Genomic DNA, 13,654 nt, shown 5'->3' with positions numbered 1-13,654 from the left:
TTTGCCCGCTACAAATACTATGAAAAGATTACTATTAGCCGTTTTGCTCTATGCCAGCGTAAGTACTTTTGGACAGGACAATCCTAATCCCAAAGCCGTTTCCGCCTTTATCACGCTTGTAAAACAGCAGGATAAACAGGCGCTTGCCGATAAAGTCATATATCCTTTAAGAAGACAATATCCGTTGCCAGCTGTCAATAATAAGCAGGAATTCCTTGCCCGTTACAATGAACTGTTTGATGATTCACTGATTTATGTAATCGCTCATTCTGACCCGGCAAAAGACTGGGCTTCAGGAGGGTGGAGGGGAATCTCCCTGAATCGGGGTCAGGTATGGCTGGATGATAATGGAAAGCTGATAGGGATCAATTACCAGACGAAAATAGAAGCGGCTAAGAGAGCTACGCTGATAGAAGTGGATAAGAACCAGATCAATCCTTCTTTGAGAGATTATAAGCAACCGGTTTTAGCGTTTCAGACGGAGAAATTCAAGGTGCGTATCGATGATATGGGGAGTAATAATTTCCGGTATACCAGCTGGCCGGTGAATGTGAAAACTATCGATCAGCCGGAGATGGTGATACAGGATGGGAAGTTTATACGTGAAGGCTCAGGAGGGAATCATTATTTCTCTTTTGAGAATGGGGCGTATACTTACAAGGTAGAGATCACTGTTATAGGAAAGGAGAAGTTGCCGCCTACATTGACAATTTCAAAGGGGGATGAGACGATCATGACGCAGAAAGCTAAGAAGTAGGTACCTGCAATGTGCTGCTTAGAAATAGCCAGACAATTGCATGCGCAGCTTGAAACTAAGAAAGATGCAATTCACAATCTTCCGCCTAAATCAAAAAAAATAATGTAACTTTAATAAATTGCCCCAGCCGGTAATCCAGCTGGGGCTTCCCATTAAAATTGTAAAATAAACAAACTAGTATGGCTATACTAAACGAATACCCACTGCTGTTTATCTGAGATACAAATTTACACGTTTTATCCACCTCTATTAAATCCCACATTAATCATTAGTCATTTCACTGTACAATCATTAAAATTTAAAAAAAGCACATCATTTTCAGAAAATTGTCCATTCCCCGGTAAAAAGTCGTTGTACATTCCATCTTTTTTCCGGATTTGCTATTGTTGTTAGAACACAAATATTTAATTTCGGTGATATAATACATTGTCTTTTAATTAAAAAAATCGAAAACCATGAAGCAAACTGTATCTGCTATTGCTTTAATGCTTGCACTGGCCGCTTGTGGCGGTGGTACTAAACCTGAACAGGCTAAAACCTCCGAAGCACAGGAAGCTGCTGCTACCACCGGTGCTGCTTACACCATCGACACTACTGCTACTACCGTTGACTGGAAAGCTACCCACAAAGGTGGTATGGCTCCTCGTTGGGGTGTTATCAAGGTGTCTTCCGGTACCCTGAACGTTGAAAACGGCACTATTACCAGTGGTGAATTCGAAGTAAACATGAATTCCCTGACCACTGATCCTGCATCTGTTACTGAAAAGGATAAGAAATCCACTGATCTGGATGGCCACCTGAAAAGCGCAGACTTCTTCAATGTTGAGAAGTTCCCTGCTGCAAAATTCGTTATCACTGCCGTAGCTCCTTACGACAGCACTAAAGCTAAGAGCCTGGAAGCAGGTGCAACTAATCTGATCAGCGGTAACCTGACCCTGAAAGATAGCACCCTGAACATCACTTTCCCTGCTGTAGTTACTGTGTCTGAAGGCGACGTAACTGCTACTGCTAAATTCGTGATTGACAGAACCGCTTGGGGTATCCACTACAAAACTGAAGGTAGCCCTGAAAACTGGGTGATCAGCAAGGATATCGAAATCGGCTTCAAAGTGAAGGCTGTTAAGAAATAATTGCTATCAGCAATATGCTGAAAAATAAAAAAGGCCCGCATCGTATGATGCGGGCCTTTTTTTCTCTGAAAATGGTTTTCATTCCCCATTCGAGAATTCCCTCTTTCATGAATGTTTTATTTGAAAAATAAGAGCAATAAAATTGAATCAAATAAAGTAACAATATCGAAACAAATACCTCCAATTCTCCTAAAACGAAAAAGAGGTAGCAGAGATGCTACCTCAATAAATTATCTGGTCCTTTGAAAACCTAATTTGTATTATTCCCCTTCAAATATTGGTATGCAAATGTAACAACCTTTTTCCGCTCTTTCCAAATCTTTTTTTCCTCCCAAATATTGCACAATAACCAATCCTCTCAATTTCAACTATCTCTCTCCGTTATACTCACATAAAGAATATACCTGCCCGAAAATATATTTTATTATATAAAAAAATATCATAATTTACTTATCTCATAAACCATCATCGACACATACAGCTACCGTGATATTGAACCCTTTTTAACCAGAACCAGCGCCTGTATGCATTGAAAACATTATCCTATACCTGATGCCAAAAATCTATTCCCTGTCTCTGGCATTGCTTTTATCTCAATTACAGCTAAAAGCACAATATGCCGATACCGGAACAGGATCCCTCAAAGAGCACATCTACTGGTGCAACTGGGCCGGTTTTACCATCACCGAAGGGGCCACTAAAACATTCATTACCAGTGATAGCCTCACTGTTACCGCCACGTTTTCCGACGTTACAGGTACCACCCCCGTACCTAACTATATGTCTTACGCCGGCTATGACTTCAATAACCCCGCCATCAAAAGCTCTTTAAATACCAACAGCAGCGCGCATTTCAAAGTGGCATTTACCGCCACCCGGAATAATACCCCCTCACCCGTTACCATGGTCGCCATCAGTACCGGCAGCACTACTTATACAGGCGCCTGCAGCACTTCTATGGCGTTAAGTACTGATACGACCGAGGTCACCATGGGAAACGCCTCCACCGTCATCTTCGGTATCCTGGCAGCATTCGACAGGGGAGACCTCCCTGCTTCCTACGGCTATGCCGCCCACGAACTCACTTATACCCCCTGTACACTCACACAACAATCAAATTTCTACTTAGGTGCCATCGTCCCCGATGCCGATACGCTAAAAGCCACTGATGACGGTGCCGACGAAGATGCGATCACCACTTTTCCTCCATATACAGGAGGAGGGGAGTACGAAATCACGATTCCGGTATACGCCACTACAACTGCATACGTCTCCGCGTGGTTCGACTTCAACCGCAATGGTATCTTCGATGCAAACGAAATAGCGATCGATACTATAACAGCAAATACCGCCATTTTAAAATGGTCAGACATCCCGGCAAGACTCCCTGCCGGCAAAGTGTCTCCATCCGCCTTTCGCTTCCGCATCTCCGATACCCTTATCATCAATCCTACCGGCTATGCGCCCAACGGCGAAGTCGAAGACTATTTCATTGCCCTCACTGCACCCTGCGATGTAAAAGTTACCACGCTCCCCGATGTTATTCTCTGTGCAGGTAAGTCCACGCAGCTCAGTGCTACAGGTGCCACCACCTATCAATGGACACCCGCCACTTACCTGAATGCAGATACCATCGCTCAGCCAGTGGCCAGTCCAACCACCACCACAAAATACACCGTAGCAGGCACAGACGCTTATGGCTGCACAGGCGAAGCATCGTTGACGATCAACGTGAATCCTTCTCCCGTTATCACCACCAGCAAGGATACCTCCATGTGTACCGGTACCACTATCCAGTTATCAGGCGTTTCAGATATTCCTGCCAGTTATACCTGGTCGCCAGCCAAAGGATTAAGTAATACAACCATCACAAACCCAACCGCCAGTCCTGACACTACTACCAATTACATCATTACTGCATCTACTATCTACGGCTGCCGTACTTCCAAAAACATATATATCAATGTAACTCCGACACCTGTATTGAAGGTCACCCCCGACTCACCCGCTGTCTGCATCGGTCAGTCTGTGATCATGACAGCCGCCGGTGGTGATGAATACGCATGGTTCACATCAAATGATTCCCTGCTCACCACAGGTACAGCTTTAAACATTTCACCCCTGCACGATACTACTTTCAAGGTCTACATCAAAGACTACGCCTGCAAGCTCGCTGATACCCTCGTGGTACCCGTGATCGTATACGATACGCCCACCACTACCATTGCCAAATCGGGTGACATAGATTGTGCCAACGCCAGCATCAGTTTAAAAGCAACAGGAGGCATCTATTACACCTGGGAAACAGCTCCCGGCATCACCAATACACAAACTGCCAGTCCGGCCGTATCCCCGCTGGAAACGACTACTTACGAAGTCACCATTATGGATGGTCACGGATGTACCAATGTAGAAAGTATAACCGTCAATGTGGATGTCGCTCTCGCCTTCACCCGTTATCCTATTCCTTCGGCATTCACACCTAACGGAGATGGTAAAAATGATTGCTTTGGACTAAAACGTTGGGGGGAAACCTCCTGGTTTGAATTCAATATTTTCAATCGCGCAGGCCGGATCGTATATGTATCAGATTCGCCAGATGCTTGCTGGGACGGCACATCCAAAGGAGAACCATTACCTATGGGTACTTATATTTACATGATTCGCGCCAGAACTGTCTGTGGCGATGTCGTAAGAAAAGGCACTATCCTGCTTATCCGCTGAGCTAAAACCATTTTGCAAAAAATAAATTTTGGGCTCATAGATATTTCCTATTTTGAAGGACTAAAAATCATGACCCTATGTTCAAAAAAACAAGGCGCCAATTCTTAGCCACCGCCGGGAAAACAGCCGCTCTCACCGGTATTGCTTCCCTGTCAGGCACTGCGCTCATGGCTAAGCCAACTGAAAAGGTTTTTGTACACCATGTCTACTTCTGGCTCAATAATCCGGACAGCCAGGAAGATAAAGCAAAGCTGATTGAAGGACTACAAAGGCTGGCGAAAACCGCCAAAACCATTCGCCAACATCATATTGGATTGCCTTCTACCACCAACCGCGAAGTGATTGATCGCTCTTACCAGGTATCCTGGCTGCTGTTCTTCAAAAACAAAGCAGATCAGGACATCTATCAGACCGATCCGGCACACCTGGCATTCATCAAAAACTGTTCTTCCCTCTGGCAAAAGGTGATTGTCTACGATGCAGAGGATATATAGCGTTAACCGCTCATTAACCTTAAAAGACAGGATTAATACTTTACTTCAGCCTACCAACCAAATACACACACAGCACAACAACGTTATGTCAAAAACATATATGATGATCTGAATATGACATTAGTATACCGCTATTTGTATTACCATTATTACTTATTGGCACAAAAATTTACAAAACGGTATGCAAGAGAGAATGCCGTTTTATATCTGACTGTGGTGGGTTTTATGGTGCTATTACCATTCGTGATAGCCAGCTTTATTATGATCTTCGATCAGGTGTCTTACGGCTTTCTGACGGCTATCGCCGCAGGGTTTACCATCTTTATCTATACGATAAACAGATGCTATTTCAGCCGGAAAACAGTCATTCGCAGAACTTATAAAGAATTTGCCCATCAAAGTAAGCAAGCCATACATGATGGTCTCATTTTCGCCACCGGCCTCCTCATACTGGCACCTGTACTTTTCCTCCTGCTGCTCGGCTTTATGTCGCTGCTGGACCGATATTAAAAAAGCAGCGGACCTGCCGCTGCTTTTTTAATTTTCTCCTGTCCTACGTATAAAAAAATTATCAGTGACTCATTTTGATCTTTAAAGCAGGCCGTTGGCTTTAGCCATCAACGGCTGCTGTTTTTTAATGAAATATACATGAGTCTATTCTGAGAAATTACATCTGCATTCCTGAATTGCTATCCATGGTACTGTTCGCTTTACGCTTAAACAATGAAGCATCGATCTTACCAAAGCGATATGCCAGGTTCAGTCTTACGAACTGTGGGTTACGCAAACGTGTATATTCCTGTGTAAAATAAGTGCTGTAAGATACCTGATCCGTAGTTCTGCTGCGGAAGATGTCGTTCACGCTGACTGTCGCTGTCAGCGCCTTGCTCTTCAGGAAGCTCTTCTTCAACGCCAGGTCTACACCATAGAAACCTTTGATATAACCCTGGGAAGAACTCTGTGCCTGCATCTGTGGAGGACCGTCTCCAAAACCTTTCTGCTGGTTCACCGGCATGTTGGTTTTAGACTGATAGGTACCTGTCAGCTGCAATTCAAAGCTGGCCGGCAGTTTGAAGTTACTGTTCACCTTTGCAAAGACACTCCACAAGGCATTGTTCTGTACCTCTGAAGTACCCGCATTTACCTTTGAGTTGTAAGCATTGATGTTTGTATTCATATCCCACCATTTGGTGAAGTAGTTGACCAGTGTTACTTCCGCACCTGTGGTATAGCTGTTCTTTGCATTGATATATGTGTTTATCAGTGCAGAGGTACCAGTGGCTTCGTCTGTTTCTGAATCAGTATAGCTGGTAATAGTATGTGTAGTACGTTTGTAATAACCAGATGCCATAAAGGTACTGTTATTACTGAACGTCTTCATGTAAGATAATTCGAATGATTGTGTGAACTCAGGTACCAGGTTAGGATTACCCTTTGTGATATTCAGCTTATCTGTACTATCCGCAAATGGTATCAGCTGGAAAAAGCTCGGACGGTTGATCCTTCTTGTTACACTCAGCTGCAATTCCTGGTTGTGGCCCACTTTCTGGCTAAGGAAGATAGTTGGGAAAAGGCTTACCGGGTAACTGTTGCTAAACTTCTCACCGTTGTTAAGCAGTTTACCATCGTAGTTGGAACTTTCTGCACGTACACCTACTTTATAGCTGAAATTCTTAATGCTGCTGCTGAATGAACCATAGGCCGCCAGGATCCTCTCATGATTCTCGTAGTTGCTGGTAGAGCTGGATGACAGATCGTACTCACCGGTTTCGTCATTGTAATAGTAAGTAGCGTTCTTGTTCAGCGTGTAGTTGAACTGTCCGCGTACACCTGCTTCCAGTTTTGATTTTGCACTCAGTGCTTTTGTATAATCCGCCTGTCCGGTGATGTGGTGCATCTTACCATCGCCATCGATCTTCTGAATTACATCATTAGTATAAGTACCACCTTTAGCTGTATAGTAATTGGTGGTATACAGTGAATTATTTGTGTTGGTACCACCGAAATAGTTTGCCGTGACACTCAGTTCATCTCCTTCGTGGGGGAACAGGTGTTTCATTGCCAGTTCCAGGCCATTCCCGTTAAAGACTCTTTTTCCATCTGTAATACGATGACCATAAGAGCTGGTAGTACCGCTGTTGTACAGGCTGTCTGTAAAGATGTCAAGCGTACTTTTTGGTGACATTTCACCATGCACTTTTGTACCTGTGAGGGATAAAGTCGTTCTGTTATTCATGAAATAATCCAGACCTACCCTGCCAAACATAAATCCACCGCCACCAGTCTGTACGTTGTTCTGCAGTGTATGGAGGTTAGGGTCTGTAGAGTAATCAGTACGGTCAGTGTAACCTGTTGTACGATCTTTGTTCTGGTTATACATTGCATTTGCACTCAGGTTAAATTTACCCTGGCGTGCATTGAAGTCCAGGCCGCCATTCAGGGCGCCACGGCTGGCAATACCCGCTCTGATGTTACCATTGTAACCCGTTTTACGGTTCTTCTTCAGCACAATGTTCACGATACCTGCGCCACCACCTGATGCATCGTATTTAGCACTTGGAGCAGTCATTACTTCCACCGTTTCGATCGCATCTGCTGGAATCTGATCCAGGGTCAGGGTAGTAGGACGGCCATCCAGGTACAACTGTGGTGTGGCATTGCGCATGGTCATGTTACCATCTACATCTACGTTCACAGAAGGTACGTTCTTCATCACATCCTGTGCAGTACCACCTACGCTGGAAATGTTCTGGGTCACATCGAATACCTTCTTGTCCATATCCACTTTCATGAGTGGTTTGGCAGCGGTCACTGTCACCTCGTTCAGCTGGCTGATGTCGGCCGTCAGTTTGAGGTTCCCCAGGTCTTTGTCAGTAGAAGGGGGGCCACTACCTGCTTTTTTGAAAGACACGGTCTGTACATATTGTTTATAACCGGTGGCTGAGATTTTCAGGATCAGGGGGCCGAAAGTAGGCACACCTTCCAGGCTGAAATCCCCGTTATTTTGTGTCATGGCTCCTTTTACAAGCACATCTTTTTTAGTGCCGGTAGTGGTGTCATATCTGTTTTGAAATACGATAACGGAAGTGTAGGGTAGAGGTTTACCATCACTATCCAATACCTTTCCGTAGAGGTGACCATTTGCTACAGGTTTACCACCTGGAAAAGCTCCCGGAGGAGGTGTGCCCCCCGGAGGCATTTGTGCATGTGCTGCTACTGTAAAGGTCAACAGGGCGATTAGCCAAAAAATTCTTTGCATAAAATTCTTTTCTGATAAGGCAAAACTAATTGTAGAATTTAATTATGCATAGCCAAATGAGACAATAGGAAAAAATATAGCGACAAAAGGTAGCTTCTTTTCATGTTCGGCCTGCCAGACACAAAAAGAGGGTTTTGCCAGCCGGCAAAACCCTCTTTTCTGATATAGCTGAATAAGCTTATTTAGTACCCGTCAGCGCCGCCACAGACTCCCTGTAGTTATCCCCCACAGGCAGCTCCATGGTGCCGATAAACACACTGTTCTTCCTGATTGCAGTGATATGCGCTACCGCAATGATATAACTCTTGTGGATCCGGATGAACTTTGCCGGGTTCAGCTGCTCTTCCACCTGTTTTAGCGGCATCCTGGTCACCACCGGCTTGGCCGTACCTGTCATATGTATCCGGATATAGTCCTTTAGGGCTTCAATCCAGATGATATCTCCGATATTGATCTTCAGCAGACTATAATCCGCATTCACAAAAAAGAACTCCGGAGAAGGGGCCGCCGTTGTGGGGTTAGCTGGCTGTTGTCTGAGCTGGAACAGTTCTTTCGCTTTGTTACAGGCTTTGATAAAGCGGGGCAGCGCGACTGGCTTCACCAGGTAATCCGTTACCTCCAGGTCAAACCCCTGCAATGCGTATTTTTCATAAGCCGTGATCAGGATGATCATCGGCTTGTGCTGTAAACTCTGTATAAACTGCAATCCCGTCAATCCCGGCATCTGGATATCCAGGAAGATCAGGTCCACGGTATTTTCTTCCAGCACCTTAATTGCTTCAAAAGCATCTGCACACTTTGCTACCAGCTCCAGATAAGGTACCTGTTTGATATTGTCTTCCAATAAATCCAGCGCCAGTGGCTCATCATCTACTGCTATGCAACGTAATACCATATTCGTATTTTATTAATGCAAGTGTAATTGCAGGGATACAACGAACCATCCCTCTTTTTTATTGATCAGTAACTGGTAATTATCTCTATACAACAGGTTCAGTCTGCGTTTCACATTCGTTAAACCTATCCCGGACGAATTATCTTTTACCTCTTCATATTCTTCATTGTATTTGTTCATCACAGAGAACTGTAATAAACCCTGCTTCGCTCTCAGTTCTATATCAATCCTGGCATCCGGTATCATACCTGTGCCATGCTTAAAGGCGTTCTCCACAAAAGGAATGAGCAGCATTGGCTCTATTTCATATCCATTCTCGGGTAGTTGCAGGTTCACATTCACCTGTACTTTCGCCCCGAATCGCTGTTGCTGCAGGTCAATATAACTTTGCAGATAATCTACCTCCTTGTCCAGGGCTACTTTGTCCTCATCCGCTTCGTACAGCATATACCGCATCAGGGAAGAGAGTTTGATGAGAGAAGGTTCCAGCTGGTCGGACCGCTTCCGGGCCAGGGCCACCATATTATTCAATACATTGAACATAAAGTGTGGACTTACCTGGGAGCGCAACAGGCTCAGCTCTGTTTTCAGATTCTCATTTTCCCTGTCACTGGCCAGTTGATCCGCTTCTACCTTGTCTTTAACGATCCTCCAGGTAGTACTACATGCAAGGATAAAGAGCAGGGTGAAAAAGCTAAAGAATATCGTAGGGCGTAAATCAAACTCCTCCGGCGAAATAAATATATTCACAAATATCCATCTCACTAATACCTGCACAAAAAGCATTAGCAGCAATATAACACCATATTGCCACCATTTCTTCTTATATACCAGTTTAGGTATCAGCACATTTGAGTTCAGGTAAAACCAGCAAGTCAGGAACACACAATTTATGATAAAGTGAATATGCCATAGAGGATCTTCTTCCTTGTGTCCATGATTTTTGTCTGGCGAAGGGCGTAATAAATATGGGAGGGTGAATAAGGTAACCCAGGCCACCGCGTGGAGTAAACTTTGAGCCCATTTTTTCGTATACCAGGCGGGTTTTATATCATTTTCTGTAACAGTCATTACTTTAATTCGTCCATTAAAACACTTCAAAAAAACAGAAAATAACTGGATTGCAACAGAAAATAGAGATGAATTACTCGTTTTTGGCGGCAAACTTGTAGTTTTCGCTTAATATTGCTGTTAATATTTTGTTATAATCATATCCAGATCCGACCGTCAGCAATAAATTCACTCAATCTTAAAGGGGGGTTCCAAATTAACTATGGTGCAAGCTAAAACCATTAACCCGGCGAATAATTGGTGGGGTGCAATCGCCGCCGCATTTGAGGATGGCTATATCGCTATTAACCAGGCAGGTCAGATCGTGGCCTTTAATCCCTCCGCATTGGAGATCCTGCAGATCTCTGAGGCTCAGATGGAAGATCCTGGCTGGTGGAAAAGCCCGTCTGCCGGTGCTTTAGGGCGCCTGTTGCAGGAGCAGAAAGAATTCGTTGGTCATAAGATCCAACAGGATGTACCTCACAAAAAGGACTGCTGGCTGCATGTCACCGGCAAGGCTTTGCATACATCTACTGAGACTGGTTATATGCTCACTTTCAGAGATGTGACCGGTTACCTTGAAATCTACCGTTCGCTCAATACCATCATTTCTTCCCTGGATGATATCATCCTCGAAATGACAATTGATGGCATCATCCTGCATGTATGGATGAACCGGAGCGCCCGCCTGACCCTGCCCTGGATGGAGATGCAGGGCAAATCTGCCTATCATTATATGCCTGATCGTTTAAAAAAGGAAATACAGCAATTGATCCATGAAGTGGTTATCTCCGGCAAGGAGGTTGTGAGGGTAATGCTGGATCCTTTGGATAGAGATCAACAGGTATGGTACCGCATCCGCCTGCTCAGGCCCGGCACTGCCAATAATACTATTATCCTCAGCATACACGATGTCACAGCAGAAAACAAGGCGAACCAGGAACTCAGAGAGGCCCGTAAACAGCTGGAAGATAGTCAGCAGGTGTTCAAGAGCGTCTTTGACTATTCGCCTACCGGCATTGCGTTGTTATCGCTGGATGGCCAATGGCTGGATGTCAATGCTTCACTGCTGGATACCCTGGGGTATACCCACGAGGAAATTTCCGGTATAGGTGCCTGCGACCTCATTCATCCCGAAGACCTGGATACGGCCATCGCCCAGATCCAGCAGATCAGTGACCGGAAGATCAATAGCTACAGAGCAGAACGACGATACCGGCATCGTGAGGGGCATTATATCTATATGTGCCTGGCCTGCACGGCGATGCTGAACCCGGATGGAACCGTCCGTTACCTGATCGTTCAGATGATCGACGTGACGGAACTAAAACACCTGGATTCGGAAGCCAGAAAGAAAAATATCATACTCCATGCCACCTCCATTGACCTCCAGCAAAAAATCAAACAACTCTTCGAACTCAACCAGATCATTGCCCATAACTTACGGGGCCCAGCTACCGCCCTTATCAGTTCAGTAGAACTCCTGCCTGAACTGCATAACATGCAGGAACAGCACACCCTGCTTAATCATATGAAGAATTCAGCTAATTCAATCATCAATACCCTCAATGACCTGAAAGAAGTGTTGGCCCAGCATGCCAATACAGATCTGCCCTTTACCCAATGTGACCTGGAAGATATAACCAGTAAGTTGTGGAGTTCGCTCAATCTACAGGTTGTGGAAAAAAATGCACAATTAAAAATGCATTTTCAAATTCCAGTATTATTATATTCGCGCCCGTATCTAGAAAATATTTTATTTCATTTGATAAACAATGCATTAACTTATACCCGCCCGGAAGCTCCGCCTGAAATTACCATTAGTACCTGGCAGGAAGAGGACCAGGTCGTATTGATGGTAAGGGATAATGGCATAGGGATTGACCTCCAAAAGCACAGAGAGCAGTTATTCAGGTATAAGAAGAAGTTTCATCGCGGTTACGAAAGTAACGGAGTAGGCCTTTTTATGGTCCGGAATCAAATCCAGACTTTTGGTGGTAGGTTGGATGTAAAGAGTGAAGTAGGGAAAGGAAGTAGTTTCTTTGTTTATTTTAATAACCGGGTACTCATAAAGAAGGAAGATGAATAAGATTAAAAATGTTTGCGTTGTTGATGATGATGAATTATTTCAATTTGTCATGCGGCAGCATTTTGAAAGACTGGAACTGGTAGAAAAGATCCATAAGTTTACAGATGGAGAGCAGGCATTGAACTACATTAAACAAAATCTGAATGAGGCGGATCATCTCCCTGACCTGATCCTGCTGGATGTAAATATGCCCTATATGGATGGGTGGCAGTTTCTGCGGGAATACGTTAAGTTAAAGCTGCCGGCAGGCAAGCAGATTAAGGTGTATGTACTGACCAGTTCTACACATGAAAGTGATTTGCAGAAAGCGAAGGAGTTTCCTTCTCTGGCAGGATACCTTGTTAAACCAATTGGAAAGAATATTATCAAAGAAATATTAACAGAATTATTACCAGCCTGAAGCCGAAACTAAAAGTTCCTTTTTCTCTGCAGGCCGCAGGCCCAGCCTCAAAAAAATACTCATTTGCCTGTGGTAAATGAGTATTTTTTTGCAATCTTATAATAGATGGATGGCCACCACTTATGCAACCAATATAGATACTTCTCCTTCCGCGCAATAATCACATGTTTTTTCCGCTTTGCGACCCCTTCTAATATTCGTGCAGCGCATTCCATGACCGGGATCCCTTTTATTTGTGCTTCATCCATCACCCCATGCGCCTCCCCACTCGCCGTAATCGCCGACAGTGATAAATTTGTCTGCACCCTACCCGGGCTCACAATCGTCACCGGCACATCCTGCTCCACCTGCAATGTTTCAAAATATCCCTTCAATGCATGTTTACTCGCTGCATACCCTGTCCTGCCCGGAAATCCCATCAACCCCGACATACTCCCTATCACCACCATATGCGCATTACTAACAGGCAATAAACATCCCGTGATCGCAACTGGCGCAAAGAAATTAATCTCCATCAACTGTCTGTAAACTTTGACCGGCGTTTCCACCGCCAGCGATCTTTGCCCGATTCCCGCTGCATGTATCACCATATCAATCCCGCCAAAGGCGGCCAATGCTGCTGCGGACAATGCGGCAAAATCTGCGGTATACAGATCTGCTGGTAATACTTTCACTGCAGTATCCAATCGCGCTGACAAAGTCTCTAAAGCCGATGCCCGTCTGGCTGTCAATATCAACCTCGCCTTTTTTCCTGCCAGCAATACGGCCAGCGCCTCTCCAATTCCTGAAGAAGCTCCCGTGATCCACACTATTTTACCCGTAAAATTTATATCATTCTCATGCATGACCCTGGTCA

General features: G+C 44.7%; 11 protein-coding genes. 7 read left to right on the top strand and 4 right to left on the bottom strand.

Annotation, left to right across the window (positions count from 1 at the left end; all coding sequences use genetic code 11):
• The first annotated feature begins 19 nt into the window (after positions 1 to 19).
• The 5 genes from BW716_RS07140 to BW716_RS07120 all read left to right on the top strand — a co-directional run bounded on the left by BW716_RS07140 (position 20) and on the right by BW716_RS07120 (position 5,615).
• Positions 20 to 757 (top strand): hypothetical protein, encoded by a 738-nt coding sequence (locus tag BW716_RS07140; protein WP_083721840.1) that lies wholly within the window; start codon positions 20 to 22, stop codon positions 755 to 757.
• Between the two features lie 455 nt (positions 758 to 1,212).
• Positions 1,213 to 1,887, top strand: a complete 675-nt coding sequence (locus tag BW716_RS07135; protein WP_083721839.1) for a YceI family protein — start codon at positions 1,213 to 1,215, stop codon at positions 1,885 to 1,887.
• A 552-nt stretch (positions 1,888 to 2,439) separates the two neighbouring features.
• Positions 2,440 to 4,611 (top strand): gliding motility-associated C-terminal domain-containing protein, encoded by a 2,172-nt coding sequence (locus BW716_RS07130; RefSeq protein ID WP_083721838.1) that lies wholly within the window; start codon positions 2,440 to 2,442, stop codon positions 4,609 to 4,611.
• A gap of 77 nt (positions 4,612 to 4,688) precedes the next feature.
• Positions 4,689 to 5,105 (top strand): Dabb family protein, encoded by a 417-nt coding sequence (locus tag BW716_RS07125; protein WP_083721837.1) that lies wholly within the window; start codon positions 4,689 to 4,691, stop codon positions 5,103 to 5,105.
• Positions 5,106 to 5,219: 114 nt separating this feature from the next.
• Positions 5,220 to 5,615, top strand: a complete 396-nt coding sequence (locus tag BW716_RS07120) for a hypothetical protein (RefSeq protein ID WP_083721836.1) — start codon at positions 5,220 to 5,222, stop codon at positions 5,613 to 5,615.
• 157 nt (positions 5,616 to 5,772) lie between these two features.
• On the opposite strand, the gene BW716_RS07115 is transcribed toward BW716_RS07120, so the two are convergent.
• The 3 genes from BW716_RS07115 to BW716_RS07105 form a co-directional block, all read right to left on the bottom strand.
• Positions 5,773 to 8,364, bottom strand: coding sequence for an outer membrane beta-barrel family protein (locus tag BW716_RS07115; RefSeq protein WP_083721835.1), 2,592 nt, complete (start codon positions 8,362 to 8,364; stop codon positions 5,773 to 5,775).
• A gap of 178 nt (positions 8,365 to 8,542) precedes the next feature.
• Complete coding sequence (locus tag BW716_RS07110) at positions 8,543 to 9,259, bottom strand: LytTR family DNA-binding domain-containing protein (RefSeq protein WP_083721834.1); 717 nt, start codon at positions 9,257 to 9,259, stop codon at positions 8,543 to 8,545.
• A gap of 12 nt (positions 9,260 to 9,271) precedes the next feature.
• Positions 9,272 to 10,144 (bottom strand): sensor histidine kinase, encoded by an 873-nt coding sequence (locus tag BW716_RS07105; protein ID WP_235643526.1) that lies wholly within the window; start codon positions 10,142 to 10,144, stop codon positions 9,272 to 9,274.
• Positions 10,145 to 10,532: 388 nt separating this feature from the next.
• Here BW716_RS07105 and BW716_RS07100 point away from each other — a divergent pair, with 388 nt between their 5' ends.
• Together BW716_RS07100 and BW716_RS07095 are read left to right on the top strand one after the other, a co-directional pair.
• Positions 10,533 to 12,398 (top strand): PAS domain-containing sensor histidine kinase, encoded by a 1,866-nt coding sequence (locus tag BW716_RS07100; protein ID WP_083721832.1) that lies wholly within the window; start codon positions 10,533 to 10,535, stop codon positions 12,396 to 12,398.
• On the top strand, positions 12,391 to 12,798 hold the full coding sequence (locus BW716_RS07095; RefSeq protein WP_083721831.1) for a response regulator: 408 nt from the start codon (positions 12,391 to 12,393) through the stop codon (positions 12,796 to 12,798). The genes BW716_RS07100 and BW716_RS07095 overlap by 8 nt, the downstream gene beginning before the upstream one ends.
• Positions 12,799 to 12,857: 59 nt before the next feature.
• Here the strand turns inward: BW716_RS07095 and BW716_RS07090 are convergent, their stop codons facing one another.
• Positions 12,858 to 13,643 carry an SDR family NAD(P)-dependent oxidoreductase gene (locus BW716_RS07090; RefSeq protein ID WP_083721870.1) on the bottom strand — a complete coding sequence of 262 codons (786 nt, stop codon included), beginning with the start codon at positions 13,641 to 13,643 and terminating at the stop codon, positions 12,858 to 12,860.
• Positions 13,644 to 13,654: the final 11 nt, after the last annotated feature.

This window comes from [Flexibacter] sp. ATCC 35208 (genome assembly GCF_001975825.1).
In the GTDB taxonomy this organism is placed as follows: Bacteria; Bacteroidota; Bacteroidia; order Chitinophagales; family Chitinophagaceae; genus Chitinophaga.
The sequence above is the reverse complement of the archived record's forward strand: the minus strand, read 5'-3'. Positions and strand labels throughout refer to the sequence as shown.

Excerpts from the sequence above, each read along its gene's own strand:
- BW716_RS07135 (WP_083721839.1), top strand. The coding sequence starts at position 1,213 with ATGAAGCAAACTGTATCTGCTATTGCTTTAATGCTTGCACTGGCCGCT.
- BW716_RS07095 (WP_083721831.1), top strand. The coding sequence starts at position 12,391 with ATGAATAAGATTAAAAATGTTTGCGTTGTTGATGATGATGAATTATTT.
- BW716_RS07090 (WP_083721870.1), bottom strand. The coding sequence starts at position 13,643 with ATGCATGAGAATGATATAAATTTTACGGGTAAAATAGTGTGGATCACG.
- BW716_RS07140 (WP_083721840.1), top strand. The coding sequence starts at position 20 with ATGAAAAGATTACTATTAGCCGTTTTGCTCTATGCCAGCGTAAGTACT.
- BW716_RS07115 (WP_083721835.1), bottom strand. The coding sequence starts at position 8,364 with ATGCAAAGAATTTTTTGGCTAATCGCCCTGTTGACCTTTACAGTAGCA.
- BW716_RS07125 (WP_083721837.1), top strand. The coding sequence starts at position 4,689 with ATGTTCAAAAAAACAAGGCGCCAATTCTTAGCCACCGCCGGGAAAACA.
- BW716_RS07130 (WP_083721838.1), top strand. The coding sequence starts at position 2,440 with ATGCCAAAAATCTATTCCCTGTCTCTGGCATTGCTTTTATCTCAATTA.
- BW716_RS07110 (WP_083721834.1), bottom strand. The coding sequence starts at position 9,259 with ATGGTATTACGTTGCATAGCAGTAGATGATGAGCCACTGGCGCTGGAT.
- BW716_RS07120 (WP_083721836.1), top strand. The coding sequence starts at position 5,220 with ATGACATTAGTATACCGCTATTTGTATTACCATTATTACTTATTGGCA.
- BW716_RS07100 (WP_083721832.1), top strand. The coding sequence starts at position 10,533 with ATGGTGCAAGCTAAAACCATTAACCCGGCGAATAATTGGTGGGGTGCA.